This is a genomic window from Mycolicibacterium sp. SMGY-1XX (assembly GCF_059132455.1).
Window position 1 is genome coordinate 361,958 of record NZ_CP101139.1, and the last position, 22,006, is coordinate 383,963.

At 67.2% G+C, this 22,006-nt stretch carries 20 protein-coding genes and 1 pseudogene; 12 read left to right on the forward strand and 9 right to left on the reverse strand.

All coding sequences use genetic code 11. From position 1 onward, the window contains the following. Positions 1–84 precede the first annotated feature (84 nt). The 3 genes and pseudogenes from NL241_RS01720 to NL241_RS01730 form a co-directional block, all read left to right on the forward strand. Positions 85–384 (forward strand): annotated as a pseudogene (locus NL241_RS01720) (YbaB/EbfC family nucleoid-associated protein); the annotation flags it as partial. Positions 385–429: 45 nt separating this feature from the next. After that, positions 430–1,041, forward strand: coding sequence for a recombination mediator RecR (gene recR / locus NL241_RS01725; protein ID WP_487693813.1), 612 nt, complete (start codon positions 430–432; stop codon positions 1,039–1,041). Positions 1,042–1,156: 115 nt separating this feature from the next. Further along, positions 1,157–2,059 carry a type IV toxin-antitoxin system AbiEi family antitoxin gene (locus NL241_RS01730; protein WP_494396599.1) on the forward strand — a complete coding sequence of 301 codons (903 nt, stop codon included), beginning with the start codon at positions 1,157–1,159 and terminating at the stop codon, positions 2,057–2,059. Here the strand turns inward: NL241_RS01730 and NL241_RS01735 are convergent. Both NL241_RS01735 and NL241_RS01740 read right to left on the reverse strand, forming a co-directional pair. Further along, positions 2,056–2,763 carry a type 1 glutamine amidotransferase gene (locus NL241_RS01735; protein ID WP_487693827.1) on the reverse strand — a complete coding sequence of 236 codons (708 nt, stop codon included), beginning with the start codon at positions 2,761–2,763 and terminating at the stop codon, positions 2,056–2,058. The genes NL241_RS01730 and NL241_RS01735 overlap by 4 nt on opposite strands. Next, positions 2,760–3,980 (reverse strand): Mur ligase family protein, encoded by a 1,221-nt coding sequence (locus NL241_RS01740; protein WP_487693828.1) that lies wholly within the window; start codon positions 3,978–3,980, stop codon positions 2,760–2,762. Before NL241_RS01740 ends, NL241_RS01735 begins: the two co-directional genes overlap by 4 nt. A gap of 90 nt (positions 3,981–4,070) precedes the next feature. Here NL241_RS01740 and NL241_RS01745 point away from each other — a divergent pair, with 90 nt between their 5' ends. Beyond that, complete coding sequence (locus NL241_RS01745; protein WP_487693830.1) at positions 4,071–5,060, forward strand: DEDDh family exonuclease; 990 nt, start codon at positions 4,071–4,073, stop codon at positions 5,058–5,060. On the opposite strand, the gene NL241_RS01750 is transcribed toward NL241_RS01745, so the two are convergent. The 3 genes from NL241_RS01750 to NL241_RS01760 form a co-directional block, all read right to left on the reverse strand. Continuing rightward, entirely contained in the window at positions 5,057–5,968 is a 912-nt protein-coding gene (locus NL241_RS01750) for an NmrA family NAD(P)-binding protein (protein WP_494396600.1), read from the reverse strand. The genes NL241_RS01745 and NL241_RS01750 overlap by 4 nt on opposite strands. Further along, positions 5,965–6,792 carry an alpha/beta hydrolase gene (locus tag NL241_RS01755; RefSeq protein WP_494396601.1) on the reverse strand — a complete coding sequence of 276 codons (828 nt, stop codon included), beginning with the start codon at positions 6,790–6,792 and terminating at the stop codon, positions 5,965–5,967. The genes NL241_RS01750 and NL241_RS01755 overlap by 4 nt, the downstream gene beginning before the upstream one ends. Before the next feature lie 108 nt (positions 6,793–6,900). Continuing rightward, positions 6,901–7,500: a TetR/AcrR family transcriptional regulator gene (locus tag NL241_RS01760; RefSeq protein WP_494396602.1), complete on the reverse strand. Its 600-nt coding sequence runs from the start codon at positions 7,498–7,500 to the stop codon at positions 6,901–6,903. A gap of 102 nt (positions 7,501–7,602) precedes the next feature. On the opposite strand from NL241_RS01760, the gene NL241_RS01765 reads away from it, so the two are divergent. Both NL241_RS01765 and NL241_RS01770 read left to right on the forward strand, forming a co-directional pair. Next, positions 7,603–8,439 carry an oxidoreductase gene (locus tag NL241_RS01765; protein ID WP_494396603.1) on the forward strand — a complete coding sequence of 279 codons (837 nt, stop codon included), beginning with the start codon at positions 7,603–7,605 and terminating at the stop codon, positions 8,437–8,439. Then, complete coding sequence (locus NL241_RS01770; RefSeq protein ID WP_487693836.1) at positions 8,436–8,741, forward strand: antibiotic biosynthesis monooxygenase; 306 nt, start codon at positions 8,436–8,438, stop codon at positions 8,739–8,741. The genes NL241_RS01765 and NL241_RS01770 overlap by 4 nt, the downstream gene beginning before the upstream one ends. Positions 8,742–8,819: 78 nt before the next feature. Here the strand turns inward: NL241_RS01770 and leuA are convergent, their stop codons facing one another. Then, complete coding sequence (leuA, locus tag NL241_RS01775) at positions 8,820–10,625, reverse strand: 2-isopropylmalate synthase (RefSeq protein WP_487693837.1); 1,806 nt, start codon at positions 10,623–10,625, stop codon at positions 8,820–8,822. Positions 10,626–10,828: 203 nt separating this feature from the next. On the opposite strand from leuA, the gene NL241_RS01780 reads away from it, so the two are divergent. Both NL241_RS01780 and NL241_RS01785 read left to right on the forward strand, forming a co-directional pair. Next, positions 10,829–11,863 carry a hypothetical protein gene (locus NL241_RS01780; RefSeq protein ID WP_487693838.1) on the forward strand — a complete coding sequence of 345 codons (1,035 nt, stop codon included), beginning with the start codon at positions 10,829–10,831 and terminating at the stop codon, positions 11,861–11,863. 23 nt (positions 11,864–11,886) lie between these two features. Continuing rightward, positions 11,887–12,342, forward strand: a complete 456-nt coding sequence (locus NL241_RS01785) for a hypothetical protein (protein ID WP_487693840.1) — start codon at positions 11,887–11,889, stop codon at positions 12,340–12,342. Between the two features lie 39 nt (positions 12,343–12,381). On the opposite strand, the gene NL241_RS01790 is transcribed toward NL241_RS01785, so the two are convergent. After that, positions 12,382–12,966: a nitroreductase family protein gene (locus NL241_RS01790; protein ID WP_494396604.1), complete on the reverse strand. Its 585-nt coding sequence runs from the start codon at positions 12,964–12,966 to the stop codon at positions 12,382–12,384. Between the two features lie 83 nt (positions 12,967–13,049). On the opposite strand from NL241_RS01790, the gene NL241_RS01795 reads away from it, so the two are divergent. Together NL241_RS01795 and NL241_RS01800 are read left to right on the forward strand one after the other, a co-directional pair. Then, positions 13,050–14,315, forward strand: a complete 1,266-nt coding sequence (locus tag NL241_RS01795) for an aspartate kinase (RefSeq protein ID WP_494396605.1) — start codon at positions 13,050–13,052, stop codon at positions 14,313–14,315. 4 nt (positions 14,316–14,319) lie between these two features. After that, positions 14,320–15,354, forward strand: a complete 1,035-nt coding sequence (locus NL241_RS01800) for an aspartate-semialdehyde dehydrogenase (RefSeq protein ID WP_494396606.1) — start codon at positions 14,320–14,322, stop codon at positions 15,352–15,354. 14 nt (positions 15,355–15,368) lie between these two features. On the opposite strand, the gene NL241_RS01805 is transcribed toward NL241_RS01800, so the two are convergent. Both NL241_RS01805 and NL241_RS01810 read right to left on the reverse strand, forming a co-directional pair. Continuing rightward, positions 15,369–17,201 carry an HNH endonuclease signature motif containing protein gene (locus NL241_RS01805; protein WP_494396607.1) on the reverse strand — a complete coding sequence of 611 codons (1,833 nt, stop codon included), beginning with the start codon at positions 17,199–17,201 and terminating at the stop codon, positions 15,369–15,371. 102 nt (positions 17,202–17,303) lie between these two features. Next, on the reverse strand, positions 17,304–17,894 hold the full coding sequence (locus NL241_RS01810; protein ID WP_494396608.1) for a helix-turn-helix domain-containing protein: 591 nt from the start codon (positions 17,892–17,894) through the stop codon (positions 17,304–17,306). A gap of 186 nt (positions 17,895–18,080) precedes the next feature. On the opposite strand from NL241_RS01810, the gene NL241_RS01815 reads away from it, so the two are divergent. Both NL241_RS01815 and NL241_RS01820 read left to right on the forward strand, forming a co-directional pair. Then, positions 18,081–19,517 carry an APC family permease gene (locus NL241_RS01815; RefSeq protein WP_487693846.1) on the forward strand — a complete coding sequence of 479 codons (1,437 nt, stop codon included), beginning with the start codon at positions 18,081–18,083 and terminating at the stop codon, positions 19,515–19,517. Further along, on the forward strand, positions 19,514–21,997 hold the full coding sequence (locus NL241_RS01820; protein ID WP_494396609.1) for a CehA/McbA family metallohydrolase: 2,484 nt from the start codon (positions 19,514–19,516) through the stop codon (positions 21,995–21,997). Before NL241_RS01815 ends, NL241_RS01820 begins: the two co-directional genes overlap by 4 nt. Positions 21,998–22,006: the final 9 nt, after the last annotated feature.

Consider the following 22,006-nt stretch of genomic DNA (forward strand, 5'->3'; position numbering starts at 1 on the left):
GGCCGGGCGTCTAGGCTTGAAAGGGCAAAAGCCCATCACGCCGCAGTCGAGACCAACACGAAATCAAGATGCAAGGGGACTGTCATGCAACCCGGAGGCACGCCCGATATGTCAGCACTGCTGGCTCAGGCGCAGCAGATGCAGCAGCAGGTGATGGAAGCGCAGGAGGCACTCGCCAACACCGAGGTGCACGGGCAGGCCGGCGGTGGCTTGGTCCAGGTGACCATCAAGGGCAGCGGTGAAGTCACGGGTATCGCGATCGACCCCAAAGTCGTCGATCCGCAGGACATCGAGACTCTGCAGGACCTGATCGTCGGCGCGTTCGCCGACGCGTCCAACCAGGTGGCCGCCTTGGCGAAGAGCCGGCTGGGCGGGTTGGCCGGAATGGGCGACGCCCTGGGTCTGCCGGGATTCTGAGATTGTCCCGGAATGTTTGAGGGCCCCGTCCAGGATCTGATCGACGAGCTGGGCAAGCTGCCCGGCGTCGGCCCCAAGAGCGCGCAGCGGATCGCTTTCCACCTGTTGTCGGTGGAGCCGCCGGATATCGACCGGTTGACCGCGGTGCTGGGCCGGATCCGCGACGGCGTCACTTTCTGCGAGGTGTGCGGCAACGTCTCCGATGCGCAGCGCTGCCGGATCTGCGGTGACCCGCGTCGGGACGGGACGATGGTGTGCGTCGTCGAAGAACCCAAGGACGTCCAGGCCGTCGAACGCACCCGCGAATTCCGCGGCCGCTACCACGTACTGGGCGGGGCGCTGGATCCGTTGTCGGGGGTGGGGCCCGAGCAGTTGCGGATCCGGGAACTGTTGAACCGCATCGGTGAGCGCGTCGACGGGGTCGACATCACCGAGGTCATCATCGCCACCGACCCCAACACCGAGGGCGAGGCCACGGCCACCTACCTGGTGCGGATGCTCCGCGACATCCCGGGGCTGACCGTCACCCGGATCGCGTCCGGCCTGCCGATGGGTGGTGACCTGGAATTCGCCGATGAGCTGACCCTGGGCCGCGCCCTGGCCGGCCGCCGCGCGATGGCCTGATCTAGGACTTGCCCAAACCGACACACGGGCCCATTTGTTCGAGTGGAATCCGGCATTTCGTCGGTCTCGGCGCGCGGTCAGCCGCGCTGTCACACCCACGGACCACTATGCGCGCATGACAGAGGTATTTCTCGCCAGGGAGGCGCTCGGGGACGGTCTGTCCCGGAAGGACTTGCGACGCTTCTACCGCCCGCTCTTTCGTGGCGTCCACGTTCCGAAGTGGGCCAAGCCGGACCTGTTCGACCGGACGCAGGGTGCGTGGCTCACATCGGACCGCACCGGCGTCATCACCGGGGTCGCGGCCTCAGCGCTGCATGGTGCGGAGTTTGTCGACGACGACCAGCTGATCGAGATTCTGGCCGATGAACGACGTCGCCAGTCGGGGCTCTTGGTCCGCACGGACCGCGTGGCCGACGACGAGGTCATGACCGTCCGCGGTATTCCGGTGACGACACCGACGCGAACCGCCTACGACATCGGCCGGTATGTCGACAGACCGGCCGCGTTGGGCCGATTGGATGCGCTGTGCCGGGCCGCGCCCTTCCGCGTCGAGGATGTCGAGAACCTGATCATTCGTTACGGCCCGGCGCGCGGTGTCCGGCAGTTGCGCGAACTGCTGCCGTTGGTGGACACGGGCGCCGAGTCGCTGAAGGAGAGCTGGCTGCGGTTGCTGCTGATCGATGCCGGACTGCCCATACCGGAAACGCAGATCCCGGTTTACGACGGGTTCGAGTTGTTCGCCCACCTGGACATGGGCTGGCGGGATCGCAAACTTGCCGTCGAGTATGACGGCGATCACCACCGCACCGACCGGCCTTCTTATGTCCGTGACCTCAGGCGGATACCGAGGATCGAGGCGCAGGATTGGCAGGTGATGCGCGTCATCAAAGAGGACCGGCCCGCCGAAATCAAGATTCGGGCACGTGAGGCCTATCGCCGCCGCGCCGAGACCGACGAAATGCCGTATCCCACTCGCACTTTCGGGCCCGTGCGTCGGTTTGGGCGGGAGTCGGCCTAGGCCCGGCGGGGCGCCGCCAGGCGTTCGCGCCGAAGCCGGTCCACCTCGGACAGCTCCAGCGGCGGGAGCTCGCCGACCACCTGCGCCAGCAGGTGATCAGCCAGTTCGGGATTGCGGGCCAGACACGGCCCGTGCAGGTAGGTGGCAATGACACTGCCCTGAACCGCACCGTCGTACCCGTCACCCGCGCGGTTGCCCGCTCCCTTGGTCACCGCCGCCAAGGGTCGGGCATCCGGTCCCAAAACGGTTCCGCCACGGTGGTTTTCGAATCCGGTCAAAGGTGCGGACAGTCCCTGGAGCAGCGGAGTCGACGCCACCTCACCGATGGTGCGCGACTCCTGCGGTGAGGTCGTGACATCGAGCAGGCCCACACCTTCGACGCGTTCACCGGCCGAGGTCTCATACCAGTGCCCGAGCACCTGAATGGCCGCGCAGATCGCCAGCACCGGCGCGCCCCGAGAAGCGGCCTGCTGCAGGCCGGGGTAGCGCAGCAGGTGTTTGGTGGCCAACCGCTGCGCGTAATCCTCGGCACCGCCGAGGGTGTACAGGTCGAGTTCGGAGGGCACGGGATCGGCCAACGTGATCTCGACGATCTCGGCGTCGATGCCCCGCAACAGCAGTCGCTGCCGCAGCACCACCGCATTGCCGCCGTCGCCGTAGGTGCCCATGACGTCGGGCAGCACGAGCCCGATCCGGACGGTCACGAGAGCACCCGATTCAGCGCCAGGAACGCGGTGTAGTTGGCGACTACCTCGACGTGCCCGGGCGGGCATGACGCGATGGCCGCGACGGTGTCGTGAACCAAGGAGTGCTCGACGCCGGCGTAGCCGAGCCGGACCGCCAAATCGGTGCCGCGCTCGCCGGCGGCCACCACCGACGTCCCCTCGAAATGTTCGAAGCGGACGTCCCACAGCCACGACAGGTCCTCGCCGTCGGGCACCTGGCCGTTGACCGAGATGACGACGCCGGCCGCCTGCTTGTCGATCATGGACAGCGCCTCCTGCCAGCCGGCGGGGTTCTTGGCCAGCAGCACCCGGACGGTGTGCGCACCCAGGCGCACCGTGCGGTACCGGCCGGCCACCTCGTCGACCAGCGACACCGCGGCCACCGCCTCGGCCGGCGATGCTCCCAGGGCCACCGCAGCCGCAACGGCCTGGGCGGCGTTACCCCGGTTCACCGTCCCGGGCAACGCCAACGTCATGGGCAGCACCAGCCCGTCGGGCCCGTACAAGGACTCGTCGTCGAACCACCACTGCGGGCTGGGCCGCTTGAAATCGGTGCCCGTCGAGTACCAGTGGGAGCCGTCGCGGACGATGATCTCGCCGCTGCGGGGGCAACTGACGGAGTCGTTGGCCCAACCGCCGCCGGCGGCCACCCACACGACGTCGGGGCTGTCGTAGGCGGCCGAGGTCATCAGCACGTCGTCACAGTTGGCGACCACAACCGCAGCGGGGTGGCGCGCGAGACCGGACCGGAGCGTGCGCTCGATGTGGTTGATCTCACCAACCCGATCCAGTTGATCGCGGGACAGGTTGAGCAGCACGATGACCGACGGCTCGATCGCATCCGCCACATGCGGCACATGCATCTCATCGACCTCGAGCGCGGCGAGGTCTGCCGTCCGTGCCGACGCCAGGGCGGCGACGAGTCCGGCGTCCATGTTGGCGCCTTCGGCGTTGGTGGCCACGGGACCGACGGTCGCCAATGCGGCCGCCGTCATCCTGGTGGTGGTCGACTTGCCGTTCGTGCCGGTCACGACAACGGAACGGCGACCGCGGCCGAGCTGACCCAGGATCGACTTGTCCAGCGTCATGGCCACCAGACCACCGATCATCGCGCCCGCGCCGCGGCCCGTCACCCGGGATGCCCAACGCGCGCCGGCACCTGCTGCCAGGGCGGCACGTCCTCGCGGTGAGATCACCGGGAGAAGTTTAGTGGCGCCCGGTCGACACGGTTTTCCACAGCGCGACGAAGAACCCGGTTTGTCGGAGGCGCGTGCCATCCTGGCTGCGTGAGGCATGAATGGGGCCGACCGGCGGCTGACTCCGCAGAGGGCTGGGTGGTGGTGGATCTCGAGACATCGGGATTCAGCCCGGGCCAAGCCCGCGTGATCAGCCTGGCTGCGCTGGCCCTCGACGCGGACGGGCGGGTGGAGGAGTCGGTCGTCAGCCTGCTCAACCCCGGTGTTGATCCCGGGCCCACCCACGTCCACGGCCTCACCGCCGAGATGCTCGAGGATCAGCCCACCTTCGGTGACATCGCCGCCGACGTCGTGCAACTGCTGAAGGGCCGCACCCTCGTGGCGCACAACGTCGCCTTCGACTACTCGTTCCTGGTCGCCGAAGCCGAACTCATCGGCGCCGAACTGCCCACCGAAACCGTCATGTGCACTGTCGAGCTCACGCGGCGGCTCGGGCTCGAGCTGGAGAACTTCCGCCTGGAGACGCTCGCCCGGCACTGGGGTGTCGCGCAACTACGGCCGCACGACGCATTCGACGACGCGTCGGTGCTGGCGCAGGTGTTGCAGCCGGCCCTGCAGCGCGCCCATGAGCGCGGTATCTGGCTGCCGGTGCGTCCCGTCACCCGCAGGACCTGGCCCAACGGCCGCGTCACCCATGACGAGCTGCGGCCACTGAAGATGCTGGCCGCGCGGATGCCCTGCCCGTACCTCAACCCGGGCCGCTACATCAGCGGCCGGCCGCTGGTGCAGGGCATGCGGGTGGCGCTGTCGGCGGAGGTGCGCCGCACGCACGAAGAACTGGTGGAGCGGATCCTGCACGCCGGTCTGGCGTATTGCGACACCGTCGACCCGGAGACCTCGCTGGTGATCTGCAACGACGACAGCCCCGAACAGGGCAAGGGCTTCCTGGCGCGGGAGTTGGGTGTCCCCGTCGTCACCGATACCGAGTTCATGGACTGCGTGAACGGCGTCGTTGGTGGTACCGGTGTCGATCAGTTCACCGATACCACCGTCGACGGCGAGCAGTTCGCGCTGTTCTAGAGTGGGCGCACCGTGCGCCAGAACGACTCCTGCCCGGGATCGTCAAAAGCCGCCCGGTGGGCCGCCGTGAACGCTTGCACCGTGGTCGCGGGTGCGCCGGTGAGGGATTCGACGACGTCGTTGGTGCCGGCGAAAATGCCGTCACGGTAGTCCTGCGCCACGTTGGTCAGGTGTTGAATGAGGAAGTCGCCATGCCCCTGGGCGCGCAGGGCCTGCGCGAACTCGGCGATTTCGACGGGTTCGTACCGCACCCGAACCCCCAGTGCTGCAGTCATTTCCCGCGCGATCTCGTAGTGGTCGAACTCGACGGGGCCGTACAGCGGGTAGACCGCCCGATCATGGGCTGCGGGGTCGCGCAGGATCGCTACGATGACCCGTGCCTGGTCAGCCGCGGCGATGGGAGCGTGTCTGCCGTCGGCGAACGGCAGTCGAAGTACACCACCCTCGGCATCTCGTGACCACTGCCACGTGAGCCATTCGGCGAAGAAGGTGGGTCGCAGATGTGTGGTCGCGAAGTCGAAGCGGTCGAGCAGTTGTTCGCCGAGCCAGTGATCGCGGGCCGCGTGACTGCGTGCCTGGCGTCGCGCGCTGATCTGAGACATGTTGACCACCGCCCGGACGCCCTGCTCGGCGGCGCTCTGTGCGAATACTGCCGTGGCCTCCAGCAACCCACCTGGGTCGATGGGATAGCAGAAGTACGCCGCGGTGACGCCGTTCAGGGCGGTACTCACCTCATCGAGGTCGCGAAGGTCACCGGCGACGACTTCGGCGCCGAGCCCGGCGAGCTTCGCGGATCGGTCGTCCACACGGTGGACCAGCGCGCGAACCTGGGCGCCCTGCTCGCGCAGCAGTTTCACCACGTTGGCACCCGTTTTCCCGGTCGCGCCGGTGACCAGATAGCGGCTCATGACCGCACCTCCTGCGCCCGGCCCGGTTCGGTCGCCGGGTGCGTGACCACCCAGCCGAGGACGAAGTCGGCGACCTCGCGCCATCGCGAGTCCATCACCAGCGAATGCCCGCGGTCGGCGAACACGTGGTAGTCGGTCACGGCGCGGCAGGCCGACTGCAGTTCTGCGGCCTGGCGGCTCACCGACTCCGCGACGATGTGGTCGCGGCCGCCGCCGATGATGAGCAAGGGGCCACGACCGTCGTTGCGCACGTCAACCGTTGTCGGTGAATGCGGATCCTTCTTTGCGGCAACAAGCTCGAACAGTGGCTTGCCCGGAGCGGGAATCGCGTAGCGACGGTATAAGTCACCGGCTTCGTCGCGGGGGATGGCGTTGGCGATGGCATAGCGGAACTGCCGCTCGGTGAGGGTCACCTCGCGGTCACGGTTCTTGGGGTTTCGCAGCACCGGGAGCGTCGAGCGGATCTGGGAGAGCGGGAGCTTGGTCACGCCCCGGATCGGTGCGGGGCTGATCGCGACGGCAGCCGACGCGCGCCCCTCGTCGAGCAGGCGCTGTGCGATCAGGCCGCCGAAGGAGTGGCCGATCACCAACGGCCGCACGGGCATTGTGTCCACCAGGCCCCCGTAGTGGGCTACGACGTCGTCGATGCCTTGTCCGCCGACATCATGGCCGTGGCGGCGGGTGGCCTCGGCGGTGGGGCCGTCGCCGGGCCATCCGGCGACGACGGGCTGATAGCCCTCGCGCCGGAAGAGCGCGGCCCAGGGGTTCCACGACGATGCGTGTACCCACAAGCCGTGGATGAAGAGGACGGGATGGTTGTGCATTCGCGTAATCCATTCTGTTGCAACCGTTTTCGGCAACAAAGGTCACCAATACGCGAAAGGGGGTGGGACTCCTCGTTCATTCCGGCCGGCGCAGGAATGTGATGCCAATCACTTTGTCCGGGTGCGGCGGCGCGGCGGGATGGCGATGGCGATGAGTTCGCTGGCGGCTTCGCGGGCGTCCTGGATCGGCTGCGGATCGTTCAAGGAAGTGGCCAGCGCCATGGCGCCTTCGAACAGCACTGCAAGTTGACGAGCGAGTCGATCCGGTTGCCGCGCCCCTGCCGCGGAGGCCATTTCCTCCAGTGCGACTATTGACCTGCGCTTGAAGTCCGTCACCAGTGTCTGCACGCCGGGCATTTCGTCGGCAGCCTCGACGGCCGCGTTGTGAAAGGGGCAGCCGCGGACGCGTCCCGCCGCCTCCATGTCGAAGATGGCAAGGAGCCGGTCGCGCGGATTCGCTTCGGGTGTCGAGCGCGGGTCGAGGTCGTCGGCGAGCTCACGAAGGTAACCCTCCACAACCGCGGATTTGGTCGGGAAGTGTTTGTACAGGGTGCGTTTGGATACGGATGCGACTTCTGCGAGACGCTCGACGCCGGTGGCATTGATGCCTTGTTGGTAGAAGAGCTCGGTTGCCGCTGACAGAATACGTTCGCGTGCATCAGGTTTCGTTGGTGCTGATGCTCCCTTGAGGGGCTTTGACGCTGCCATGGCAAGCAGTATACCGATCGGTTTACATCTCATGGTCGTTGGTCTACCATCGGTCGCAGCGGCCGGTGTAAACCGGTCGGTTTACCGTAGAGGAGACAAGCCATGCCACCGGTTGTACTGATCAGCGGGGTGTCATCAGGTATCGGACGCGCCGCGGCTCTGTCGTTCGTCCGCAGAGGTTTCCGGGTTTTCGGAACTGCACGTCATCGGCACGGCACCGAACCACCGAGCGGCGTGGAGTTGCTCGAACTGGACGTCACCGACGGCGAGTCCGTCACCGCGGCAGTGTCCGCGGTGCTCGAACGGACCGGCCGCATCGACGTTCTGGTCAACAACGCCGGTATCGGCCTGCTCGGTGCTGCCGAGGAGTCGTCCGACGAACAGGTCCGCTGGGTGTTCGACGTCAACGTCTTCGGACCCATCCGGTTGACCCGCGAAGTGCTACCCCATATGCGTGAGCGCGGCAGCGGCCGAGTCGTCCACGTCAGCTCAATTCTGGGGACCATTCCGCAGCCGTATATGGCGTTGTACGCGGCGACGAAACATGCGATCGAGGGTTACTCCGCGTCCCTCGACCACGAAGTGCGTGAGTTCGGGATCCGATCGATTCTCGTAGAACCCGCGTACACCAAGACCTCGTTCGACACGAACCTGCTCATTGCCGACGTTCCCGCAGCGGACTACGCGTCACGGCGTGTGGTGGCGCGGGCGCTGATCGACGAGACTCAACGCACCGCCGACGACCCTGATGTCGTCGCCCGTGTGATCGTGGCGGCCGCCAGCACATCCAAGCCGGCGCTGCGGTACACGGCGGGTTCCACCGCGAAGCGCGTATCGGTCCTGCGCCGCCTGGTTCCACCGGCGCTGTTCGACCGACAGATCCATGCCATGAACCGGCTCGGGGCTCCGGCGGCACCACCGACCGCGGTGATTCGATGACGTCGCCGAATGTCGGCTTCCTGGTGACCCTGCACGCCAGTGCCGGCCGCGAAGACGACGTCGCCGCTTTTCTCCTGGCGGCCAGAGAGCTGGTCGAGGCCGAACCCGGAACCCGAACGTGGTCGGCGTTCCGAAGCGGGGACTCGACTTTCGGCATCTTCGACACGTTCGATTCCGAGTCAGACCGCGACGCTCATCTGCACGGAGAGGTGCGTCGAGCACTCGAATCGCACGCCGACCTCTTCAGGACGCCACCCGTCATCACCGCGGTCGACGTACTCGCATCGAAGCGCCAGCTGTGAGGTTCGCCGAGACCGACGTTCTGCCGGAGATCATTCGCACTTTCGGGCCCAAACCGACGTTTGGGCCGAAAGGGAAGCTCAGTCTCGCGCGGCGCGGTTGACCGCCGAGACCACCGCGCGCAGTGATGCCGTGGTGATCGACGTCGCGATCCCGACACCCCAGACGGTCTTGCCGCCGATGGACGCCTCGACGTAGGCCGCGGCCTGGGCTTCCTCGCCGGAGGACATGGCGTGTTCGGAGTAGTCCAGCACGTTGACGTCGAAACCGATGGCGCCCAACGCATCACAGAACGCGGCCAGCGGGCCGTTGCCGGCGCCGACGATCTCGCGTTCCTCGCCGTCGACCTTGACCACGGCGGTGATGGTGTCGGTGCCGCCGTCGACCTCGGCGGCGTCGACCTTCTGGCGCATCCGTTCCAGCGGCCGGATGGGCTTGAGGTACTCCTCGGAGAAGGCGTCCCACATGACCTTCGGCGACACCTCGCCGCCCTCACCGTCGGTGATCTTCTGGATGGCCTGACTGAACTCGATCTGCAGCCGCCGTGGCAGCGCCAGACCGTGGTCGGCCTTCATGATGTAGGCGACGCCGCCCTTGCCGGACTGCGAGTTCACCCGGATGACGGCCTCGTAGGTGCGGCCGACGTCCTTGGGATCGATCGGCAGGTACGGCACCTGCCACAGGATGTCGTCGACATCGGCATCTGCGTCGTCGGCGGCCACCTTCATGGCGTCCAGGCCCTTGTTGATGGCGTCCTGGTGGCTGCCGGAGAACGCCGTGTACACCAGGTCGCCGCCGTAGGGATGACGCTCGTGCACGGGCAGCTGGTTGCAGTACTCGACGGTGCGGCGGATCTCGTCGATGTTGGAGAAGTCGATCTGCGGGTCCACACCGCGGGTGAACAGGTTGAGCCCCAGCGTCACCAGGCACACGTTGCCGGTGCGCTCGCCGTTGCCGAACAGGCAGCCCTCGATACGGTCGGCGCCGGCCTGGTAGCCCAGCTCGGCGGCGGCCACCGCGGTGCCGCGGTCATTGTGGGGGTGCAGGCTCAAGATGATGGAGTCGCGCGGGGTCAGGTGCCGGTTCATCCACTCGATGGAATCGGCGTAGACGTTCGGGGTGGCCATCTCGACGGTGGCCGGCAGGTTGACGATCAGCGGCACCTCAGGGGTGGGGGCCACGATCTCGGCGACGGCGTTGCACACCTCGACGGCGTATTCCAGCTCGGTGCCGGTGTAGGACTCGGGGGAGTACTCGAACCGCCACTGTGTATCCGGGTACTTCTTGGCCTCGTCGACGCACATCCGGGCGCCGTCGGTGGCGATCTTCTTGACGGCCTCGCGGTCGGCGCGGAATACCACCCGCCGCTGCAGGATCGACGTCGAGTTGTAGAAGTGCACGATCGCGCGGGGTGCGCCCTGGCAGGCCTCGAAGGTGCGGGTGATCAGTTCGGGCCGGCACTGCGTCAGCACCTGGATGGTGACGTCGTCGGGGATCGCGCCCTGTTCGATGATCTCGCGTACGAAGTCGAAGTCGGTCTGGCTCGCCGACGGGAAGCCGACCTCGATCTCCTTGTAGCCCATCCGCACCAGCAGGTCGAACATCCGGCGCTTGCGCTGCGGGCTCATCGGGTCGATCAGCGCCTGGTTGCCGTCACGCAGGTCCACCGCACACCACGACGGAGCGCGGTCGATCACCTTGTCCGGCCAGGTGCGGTCCGGCAGGGTGATGTTCTCGACCTCGGCCGCGAAGCTGCGGTACCGGTTCACCGGCATGGATGTGGCCTGCTGGGTGTTCCAGGCGGGCTGGCCGGGGTTGGCGCCACCGGCGGGGGTGTTGATGGTGCGTACCGAGCTGTACGCGTCAGGATTGAAGTTCTCAGTCATGGGGTCTGCTCCGGATTCGTCTGGGATTCACATCAGACCGGCGCATCGCGAAACACCCGCGACGGGAGGCCAGTCTGGATCAGACCCCGTCGCGGCGTCCGAGAAGGAGCACCCGCTGCACGAGGTCCACCTTAGCGCGCTCGACTGCCAGCCCCAAAACCCGTCCGCCGGGACAGCAGGTGGCATTGTGCGAAGATCTGCCGATGTGGCGTGTCCTCGTGGCGCTGTCCGGGGTCGCCCTGCTGCTCACCGGCTGCGGCGCTCCGGTGGATGGCAACGCCCGCCCGGGGAACCGCGACGGTGACCCGGCCACGTTCTTTCATGGTGCGGTGCCGACGTACGGGCAGCGCGTCAGCTCGTACGACCGGATCCGGCTGGCGTATCTGCGCGCGTTGCGCCGCATCGACGTGTGCGGCCTGACCGATCAGGACGCGCTCGCCAGAGTCGGCGAGATCAATTCTGTGGGAACGCTTTTCGGCCTCGATCAGTGCGATGTCAACGTGAAGGTGCCCGGTGCCGTCGCGCCTCGCTTCATCAGTGCCACCGTGGAGCTCGCGCAACCCCTGGGGCCTGAGGTGTTCAGCGCCGAGGGGCTGCCGGTGCGGGAGGCTTACGCCGGGGCGTGTGAGTTCCTGGTGCCCCTCGACCTGGCCGTATTGCCCGGGGCCAGTCCGCTGTTCGGTCCTGAACAACCGCAGTTGCGGGTCGCGATGGTGGCCGAATCCGACTGCGGCGTGGTTCGCCGGGTGGCGTCGTTGATCGCCGCGCGGGTGGCCGGCTCATCGCTCCCGGTGCGAGACGGTGCTGCGGCTTACACCACACCCCTGGCCGAACGTGACCCGTGTGAGGTGCTCACCACGCTGGCCGACCAGGAGATCGGCTACTGGAACATCCCGGGCAGCGGGCCCTACCGGTGCGAGTTCGGCATCGCCCGCAACACCGACGAGGGGGCGGTGCCGATGGCACTGTCGCTGCGGCCGCGGGTGGTCGACGCCGGCATCGACGGCCGTGATCTGGTCCGCAGTGGTGGTGCCGAGGTGTATCTCGACCGGGAGTCCTGCTCGGCGCTGGTGTTCGTCGGGCCGGAACTGCGGCGTCGCCTCGGCAACGGCGATCTGGTGGACACCGGCGACGTGCGCATCCGGCCCGCGGTCGACGTCGACAGCGAGGAGGAGTCCTGCACCGGAACCACCTTGGTGGAGCAGATTGCCGCGCGCGCAGCGGCGCTGTACCGCTGAACGCTGCCGCTACAGTGGCGCCGGTGAAACTCAATCGGCGCTGGTGGGTGGCGATCGCCGCCGTCGTCGTGGTCGCGGTGGCCATCGTGGTGTCGGAGACGGTGCTCAATCGGACCTCCGAGGAGTGCCGTCCGGTGGTGGACTTGTTGGAGTTCAACCAGGCGCAGGCTCAGAAGATCGAAGAGCACTCCGGAGAGTCCGCTGGTCTGCCGACGGTTGCCGATGACGCGGCCTACCAGCAGTGGGCTGACGGGCTCGCGCAGCGCGCCCAGCAGATCAGCGATCCCGACCTGGCCGCGACCGCGATCCGGATGGCCGACCTGGCCTCGCAGTTCGTCACCAAGCTGCCGCAGCTGCGGGCCGAGGCCGACGCCCACACCCCGGGTGCACCGACGCCTGATGTGGTCACCGACATGAACTTCCTCAACGCCCGGATCAGTCAGGAGACCGCGGAACTGACCGACGCCTGCGTCAACTGATCGCGGGTTACAGCGCGGACCCGGGTGTTGACACCGGCGTCAGAGCGGCCAGTTGAGCACGATCTGCGACAGCGGCAGCCGGGTGCGCGGCCGACTGTCGCGCTCGGCGATCTCGTCAGCCACGCCCGCATAGTCAGCCAGCCGCCCGACGGCGACGATCGCCAGCGGTCGAAGGCCCTCGGGCAGGTCGAAGGTGTTCCGGGCGCCGTCGACGTCGAACCCCGCCATCGGGTGGGCGACCAGCCCGCGCGAGACCGCCTCGACGGACAGGTTCGCCATCGCCGCACCCGCGTCCACGCCCGAATACAGCGCGGTGCGTTCGTCTTCGCCCTCGTCGGCGCACACCAGGATCAGCGCGCTGGCGGCTTTGGCGTAACTGTTGCCGCGGCGCAGCAGCTCGGCCAGCGAGGTGAACGACGTCTGCCCGCGCCGACCCACGACGAAGCGCAACGGCTGGCGCCCTCCCCAGGTGGCGGCCCACCGCGCGGCTTCCAGCAGTGCCACCAGATCACCTTCGGCCAGCACGGCGTCGGCATCGAAGGCGCGGGGGCTCCACCGGGCGGCGATGTCGGGATGGATGGGCACCGAGGTGGACGCCGACCGGTCGTCAGGAGGTTGCGGCACCGCACCAACTTAGCGAGGGAAAAACCACGTGCTCGCCTCCCTTATCCTTGGTGGGATCAAATTCGACCCGGAAAGGGCAGATAGTGGCGCTCGTCGTGCAGAAATACGGCGGATCCTCGGTGTCGGACGCCGAGCGGATCCGCCGCGTCGCCGAGCGCATCGTCGAGACCAAGAAGGCGGGCAACGACGTCGTCGTGGTCGTCTCGGCGATGGGCGACACCACCGACGACCTGCTTGACCTGGCCAAACAGGTGTGCCCCGCGCCGCCGGCCCGGGAACTCGACATGCTGCTGACCGCCGGTGAGCGGATCTCCAACGCGCTGGTCGCGATGGCCATCGAGTCACTGGGGGCCCAGGCCCGGTCGTTCACCGGCTCGCAAGCCGGCGTCGTCACCACCGGCACCCACGGCAACGCCAAGATCATCGACGTCACCCCCACCCGGTTGCGCTCGGCGCTCGACGAGGGGCAGATCGTGCTCGTCGCCGGGTTCCAGGGCGTCAGCCAGGACACCAAGGATGTCACCACGCTGGGCCGTGGCGGCTCGGACACCACGGCCGTAGCCGTGGCCGCGGCACTGAACGCCGATGTCTGCGAGATCTACACCGACGTCGACGGCGTGTACACCGCCGACCCGCGCATCGTCTCCAACGCGCAGAAGCTCGACACCGTCTCATTCGAGGAGATGCTCGAGATGGCGGCGTGCGGCGCCAAGGTCCTGATGCTGCGCTGCGTCGAGTACGCCCGCCGCTATGACCTGCCCATTCACGTGCGTTCGTCGTACTCCGACAAGCCCGGCACCATCGTCAAAGGATCGATCGAGGACATCGCCATGGAAGACGCCATTCTCACCGGAGTTGCCCACGACCGCAGCGAGGCCAAGGTCACCGTCGTCGGGCTTCCCGACGTGCCTGGGTACGCCGCCAAGGTGTTCCGCGCCGTCGCCGATGCCGACGTCAACATCGACATGGTGCTGCAGAACATCTCCAAGATCGAAGACGGCAAGACCGACATCACCTTCACCTGCGCCCGCGACAACGGTCCGGGTGCGGTGGAGAAGCTGACGTCACTGCAGGACGAGATCGGCTTCACCCGCGTGCTGTACGACGATCACATCGGCAAGGTGTCGCTGATCGGCGCCGGGATGCGCAGCCACCCGGGCGTCACCGCCAAGTTCTGCGAGGTGCTGGCCGAGGTGGGCGTCAACATCGACCTGATCTCGACCTCCGAAATCCGCATCTCGGTGCTGGTGAAGGACACGGAATTGGACAAGGCCGTCGCAGCGTTGCACGAGGCGTTTGGGCTCGGCAGTGATGAAGAGGCTGTCGTCTACGGCGGAACGGGACGTTGATCAGATGGTGAATATCGCGGTAGTGGGCGCGACCGGACAGGTCGGCCAGGTGATGCGCACGCTGCTCGAGGAGCGCAATTTCCCGGCGGAGTCGGTGCGGTTCTTCGCTTCGGCGCGGTCGGCGGGCAAGAAGCTGAGCTTCCGCGGCCAGGAGATCGAGGTCGAGGATTCCGAGACCGCCGACCCGTCGGGCATCGATATCGCGCTGTTCTCCGCCGGCGCCACCATGTCGCGGGTGCAGGCGCCGCGCTTCGCCGCCGCCGGTGCCGTGGTGGTCGACAACTCCTCGGCGTGGCGCAAGGATCCTGAGGTGCCCCTGGTGGTGTCCGAGGTGAACTTCACTCGTGACGCCGCGAACCGACCCAAGGGCATCATCGCCAACCCCAACTGCACCACCATGGCCGCCATGCCGGTGCTCAAGCCGCTGCACGACGAAGCCGGGCTGACCCGCTTGGTGGTGTCGAGCTATCAGGCCGTCTCGGGAAGCGGGCTGGCCGGTGTCGAAGAGCTGGCGTCCCAGGCGCGCGCGGTGATCGACGGCGCCGAGCAGCTGGTGCACGACGGCAGCGCGCTGGAGTACCCCGCACCGGTGAAATACGTTGCGCCCATTGCCTTCAACGTGGTTCCGCTGGCCGGCTCGCTGGTCGACGACGGTTCCGGTGAGACCGACGAGGATCAGAAGCTGCGCAACGAGAGCCGCAAGATCCTCGGTATCCCGGAGTTGCTGGTGTCCGGCACCTGCGTGCGGGTGCCGGTGTTCACCGGGCACTCGCTGTCCATCAACGCCGAGTTCTCTCAACCCCTTTCGGTCGAGCGCGCTCGCGAACTGCTGACTGATGCCCCTGGAGTGAAGCTCGTGGAGGTGCCCACTCCGCTGGCCGCCGCAGGGGTGGATGAGTCGCTGGTGGGCCGGATCCGCCAGGACCCCGGTGCGCCGGAGGGGCGCGGCCTGGCCTTGTTCGTCTCCGGCGACAATCTGCGTAAAGGTGCCGCACTCAACACCATTCAGATCGCCGAACTGCTGGCCGCCCAGCTCTAGTGCCCTCACGCTGCTCAGAAGGGCGGCGGGTTGTTGGGGTCGGCGATTTGGGTGTGGTCTTCGAAGAAGAGGCGGTAGCCCCAGTTGTCTTTGGGGGCGGCTGCGCGGTGGGTGGGGGTGCCGCCGCTGGCGCGGTGGGCAGCGTTGAGTGCGCGCTCTGCGGCGATGCGGTAGGCGCGGTCCTTGGCTTTACTGCGTTTTCGTTTCGGCATCTTCACCGACTTGTCGGCGGCCGCCTCTTTTCTCGGGCTGCCCCGCTGCACCGGCGCCGAGCTGGTGTTCACGCCCGGGAACAAGATGCGGCTCAGCGGGATGCTGGTGTAGGTGTGACCGGTGGGGGTGGTGAAGAGGACGGTGCCGTCGGGTTTTTGGACTTCGGACCAGCCGTCGCGGAAGGTTTTGATCAGGTGGTGATGGCGGCAGTGGCCCTTGAGGTTGGAGGCATGGGTGGGCCCGCTGTCACCCCAGGGGATGGTGTGGTCGAGGTCGGCGTCGCGGATGGGGCGGTCGCAACCCGGGACCCGGCAGGTCAGGTCGCGGGCTTGCACGAATTCGCGGTCCGCGGCACGGATGCGGTAGCTCTCGGTCGCGTCGACCGCGGGGGTCTTGATGTGCCGGACTTCGGCACCGGCGGTGATCAGGGCCGCGATCAACGCATTCGGCACCACCCCATAGCCGGGGATGAACCCCGGCGCCGTGCCGGTCTTGGGAGCTGGTGTGGCGGGCTCTGACCCGGACTCCTCGCCCGCCGGCAGCTCGGCTTCTTGGTCGGCAGGAGCCGGGCAGTGCCGCGGCGGAGCCGACGACCGCGGCTCCTGGTCCGCCTCGGACTGCGCCGGTTGCCTGTGCGGTGTCGCGGGATCGTCGTCGGCGCTGGGCTCGGCTGCGTCCTCGGACTGGTGGACTTCCGCAGCCGCAGGCTTGGTGTCCTTGGTGGGGTATGTGATGGTGACGTTCGTAGGCCCGACGGGGAACACCCCGTCTCCGTGGATCAGCGGATCGGGGTCACCGTCCAGCGCAGGGGCGTCGGCGTAGATGTGCACCACGAACCGCGAGGCCACCCCGTCGTCGGCGGCCGCGGGGCAGATCTCAGAGCCGCACAGGCATTTCAGGTGATCGGCATCAGCGCCCAAAGCTTCAGCGGCATCGGCGAGCCGCTGATCCAGCGTGCGGGGATCATTGGGGCACACCGCTTTGGCCATGGTGCGCAGTCTGCCCATCAGCAGGGCGCCGCCGGGTTTGGTCAACCGCAACGTGAGGGTGGTGATGCCGGCCTTATCATCGGTGTGCTCCACCGTGACCCCACGCCCGCGCACGGTGTTACGCACCCGCCGCACCGCATCCGGGTCGAAGCGTTCGACCCACACATCGACGGCGTTCTTCAACTTGTAGTACGACAGCCCACTCCACCCGCACGTGGTGGCGGCTTCGACACACGCGGAATCGATGGCGGCCAGAGCCTCCTCGTCGACCACCAGCAACGTGCGTTCCACCACGGTGGCCATCACCCGCGCGGAGATCTCCCCGCGATGGAACAGGGCGGCGAGTTGGGGGAAGCGTTCCCGCATCGCCGCGCCGACTTGTAGATCGTTGAACGCCCAGCGCGGCGAGATCCCGAAGGCGATCCCCATCTGGGCCACCACATCGTCTTCGGCGTCGATGGCACACAAACCGGCGTCCTCGTCCTCGGCGGCCAGGAACACCGCTGCCCATTCGGCCAGCGCCGCCAGACGCTGTGCTTCCGCGGCGGCGGCCACCCGAGCCCAGCCCACCGCGGCATCGACGACCGGGGCGGCAGCACTGCCACCTCGCAACTCATCGATCATCGTCGGTAACTGGGGGAACATGCCCCGACCATACCGACCACCACCGACAAAAAACCTTCACGAAATGGTAAGCCGCAGAACCCTTTTACTGTCGCTCAATCGTCGCGCCTAGGCGGGCACAGCTCAGTCGGCGATGGTGCCGCTCCACGCGGCGGGCACCAGGATCCAGACCACCTCGCAGGGGTCGGGTCCCGGGTTGCGCCACGTGTAGGGCTCGCGGCCGGGCATGGTGAGGGTGTCACCCTCGGCCAGGGTGAGTGTTTCTGTGGGAAAACGGATTTCGAGCGCGCCGGACATCACGTGCGTCACCTCGACATCGCAGTTGACGGTGAACATCTCGTCACCGCCGCTCGCGCCGGGGTCCAGGGTGGAGCGAAGTACCTGAACCTTCGCCTGAGCGCGGGGGGTGAGCAGCCGCTCGACCGCGCCCTGGCCACCCATCCGGATCGACGGGGCGGCGGCCAGGGGAATGACCCCGGTTTCCGAGCTCTTGAACAGCGACCCGACGTCGAGAGACAGCACCTGACACAGACTCACCAGAGTGGTGACGCTCGGTGAGGTCTCGTCGCGCTCGACCCGGGACAGGAATCCGCCACTGAGGCCGGATGCAGTGGCGAGCTGTTCGATCGTCAGTCCCTGCGACTTGCGGGCGGCGCGCAATCGAGCGCCGATGCGCACCGGGTCGCCGGAGGCGGTCGGGTGTATCGGTCTCACGCAGTCCTCCCAGTGCAGTACAGCGCCATACCTAGATCATCGACCAGTGCGGCTTCAGTTCGGAAATCTTGCGCTGCGCTTGACCGACGATTGGTGCAATATTACCGTCATGCAAGAGTTCATGCCTAAAAGGCAAGATTCACGCGGGCCGGCCATCGGGCCCGCTGTCATCGGAAGAGGGACGCCATGAGCCAACCCACCGCCAACCGCCTGGCGCAGAATGCGCTGAGCCTTCCGGAGTTGGTGTTCACGGTGCTGGCGACATTGGCGCCACTGACCTTGGTGGCAGCGGTCGCGCCACTGCACTTCCTCAAGGGCGGGGCGGCGGTCCCGGGCGGATATCTGGTGGCGGCCGCGGTGATGGCGCTCTTCGCGGTCGGGTTCTGCACCATGACCCGCTATGTGCGCAACACCGGTGCGTTCTACGCGATCATCACCCAGGGCCTCGGGCCCGTGACCGGTGCGGCGGCCGCCGGGTTGGCGGTCGTCGCCTACAACGCACTGCAGGTCTCGACCTACGGCGCCATCGGGTACTACGCCGGCAGTACGGCGCAGCGATTCTTCGGCGTCTCGTTGCCCTGGTGGGTCTACGCCGGTGTGGCCCTGGCAGTCGTGGGATTCCTGGGATTCCGAGGCATCACCGCGAGCGCGAAAGTGCTTGCCGTCGTGCTCATCGCCGAACTGGCAGTCCTGGTCGTCATGGTGGCGGCCGTGTTCATCGCCGGCGGACCCGAGGGGTTCAGCGCTGAACCGTTCGAACCGTCAACGGTGCTCTCCACGCAGAACAGCGCGATGTTCGCCCTGATCTTCGGTGCGTTCATGGGATTCGAGTGCACGGCCATCTACTCGGAGGAGGTCAAAGGTGGCGCAGCGACCGTCCGCCGCGCCACCTACGTGGCGGTCGGCTTCATCGGAGTGTTCTACGCCATTGTCACCTACGCGATCGTCACCGCCTACGGTGCCAGCGCGATCGCCGAGGCCGCAGAGTCCGACCCCGCCGGCCTCGTCCTGGTGGTGATCGGCGACTTCACGGCGCCCTGGCTGCTCGATGTCACCGAGGTGCTGCTGTTGCTCAGCGCATTCGCCGCGCTGCTGGCACTGCACAACGCCTCCAACCGCTACGCCTACGCGCTGGGTCGAGAAGGACTGCTGCCACGAGCTTTCGGGCGCACCCAGGAGCACACCCATTCGCCGTACATCGCCGGTCTGGCACAGTCGGCGCTGGCGCTTGTCGTCATCGTCGTCTTCGCCGCCTTCGGTCTGGACCCCTACCTGGGTCTGCTGTTGTGGGGCAGCGCGCTGGGTTTCCTCGGCATCATCATCCTGTGGGCACTGTGCTCGCTCGCGGTCATGCGGTACCTGCGCCGCCACGCCGCCGACGCCGGCATATGGCGCACCACGGTGGCCCCGTTGCTGTCATTTCTCGCGCTCGCGGTGGTGGTGGTCCTGGTCTTCCAGAACTTCGACTTCCTCACCGCCGGTGGGCCGTTGGTCAACACCATTCTGATTGTGCTGGCCGCCGGCGCCATGATCGCCGGCGCCGCGCGCGCCGCCGTACTTCGCAAGAGTCAGCCCGCGGTGTACCGGGAGCTGGGCAGGATCGACGCGGATGTGGCCGGGTGACGGGTTACCACCCGATCGACCTGCGCGGTCTGCGGAACCGGGACGCGACCATCTTCGACGACCCCGGCAGTGTGACGCTCGGGCCACAGACGTTGTACGGCTTGCCTTTCCAGTTCGGTGACCCGGCCGAGTCCGTGGTGCTGGTGGCCTCCGGTGAACGGGTGTCGGTACCGCTCGCGGGGCCGTGCCGGTGGCTGATCCTGGCCCATGCGCTCCACGAGACGGACCTCTACGACGGCGCTCCCGTCGGTGAGCCCTGTGCCACGTACACCTGGCGGTACGCCGACGGATCCCAGCATGCTCACACGGTGCGGCAACGGTTCGAGATTGGGCCCTCGCCGCGACTGTGGGAGGGGCGGCCCTTGCCGCTGGACTGGGGACAAACACCGTTTCTGGCGCACAACGCCGCCGAGCACCAGTTGATGGACCGTATCTGCGGCCGATACGACGAAGCCGGAGCACGGTTGGTCGACATCGAGGACGCACAATCCCGGGTGCCGTACGTCCTGCCGTACCGCTACTACCTGTGGGCATACCAGAATCCATTCCCTGAGCGGGAACTCGAGGCATTAGAGATCAGCGCCCGCCGGCCGCTTCTCGTCGGAGCGATCACCTGCAGCGATCTCGAGGAAGAACCGTTCACCAGGGATGTCTCCCGCGAGGTGCTGATCACCGTGCCCGATGCGCTCGACGAACATGTGGCGCTGACCGTGGACCGGGGAACCGCGACCTACGTCTACCGTCGGGTGGGTCCCGACCTCGCGGTGGCCACGCCCGCCTGGGGGCAGCCGGCGCACCTCGGTAATGAAGGGTATGCGCGCGTGTCGGCATCACCGTCGGCCACCGTGACGCTTCGACATGCCGGCCGCGAGCTCGGCCGGTGCCGATGGCAGGACCTCATGGACGGCGAAACCCACACGCTGGCAGGCGGAGCGACGATCACCCTCGCCCCGGCGGCCAAAGCGTGGGTGCGGGCCAGCATCAGAGATGCCCGCACCGGTGAGCTCCTCACCGCCCGGGTCCACATGCACACTCCCGACGGCGTGCCGATCGCCCCGTATGGCCACCACGGTCACATCAACTCCGACGGTGGCACCTGGAACCTCGACATCGGTGGCGACGTCCGGCTCGGTTCGCGCACTTACGCTTTCGTCGACGGCATTTTCGAGGGCTGGCTGCCGGTGGGCGATCTGGTGGTCGAGGTGGCCCACGGCTTCCACTACCGGCCCGAGCGTAGGACGATCCGTATCGAACCCGGGCAGCGCGAGCTCGAGCTGACCCTGGAGCGGCTGTTCGATCCGCGGCAGCGGGGCTACTACAGCGGTGACACCCACGTACATTTTGTGTCCACGCAAGGTGCCGAACTCGAGGCACGTGCCGAAGACGTCGACGTCGTCAACCTCCTGATGAGCCAATGGGGACATCTGTTCACCAACACCGAGGACTTCACCGGGCACCCTCATGTCTCCCATGACGGCCACACCGTGGTGTTTGCCGGCCAGGAGAACCGGACGAACATGCTCGGTCACATCAACCTGCTGGGGCTTCGCGCGCCCATCATGCCCTGGTGCACAGGGGGATCCGAGGAAGCCGACTTCGGTGGGGGACTGGAAACCACCCTGTCGCACTGGGCCGACGAGTGCCGGGCGCAGGGCGGCACCGTGGTCTTGGCGCACTTCCCGGTTCCGAACGGAGAGACCGCCGCGCTGATCGCGACGGGACGGCTCGACGGTGTGGAGACCATCGCCTACGACGCCTACAACATCGGTGAGTACTACCGGTATCTCAATGCGGGCTACCGGCTTCCGCTGGTGGCCGGCACCGACAAGATGACCAGCGAGGTACCCGTGGGCCTCATGCGCACCTACGCGCGTCTGGGGGCGCAGCAGGAGTTCGACTACTGGGCCTGGTGCGATGCGGTCCGCTCGGGGGATACCTTCGCCAGCAGCGGTCCGCTGCTGTACCTGACCGTCGATGGACACCCTCCGGGTACCCAGACCCGAATCGACGGTGCTGCAAACATTCACGTGGAGATGCAGTCCATCTTCCCGGTCGGGTTGCTGGAGATCGTCGTCAACGGCGAGGTGACACACCGCCTCGAATCGGCCGATGGCGTCTACAGGTGGGATGAACATCTGACACTCGAGATCGCCGAGGACTCATGGGTGGCGGCTCGATGTTTCGGAGTCGGCGCAGACATCCTGCGTCACAACGACACGTGGCAACGTCCAGTCGTGGCGCATACTTCGCCGGTGTACCTGGTGACGGGTGACGAGTACAGCCGGTACGACGAAGCGGTGGTGAGCGCGATGCTCGCGTTGGTGGAGGGAGCCGCCCACTACATCGAGAAGCGGGCCCGCCGTTTCTGGCCTGACGCCGTATGCCATCGGCACGGCCGCGACGACCACCTCGCGTTCCTGCTCGAACCGCTTGACGAAGCGCGAACCCGGCTCGAAACCCGGCTGGCCGAACAACGTTGATGAACCGAA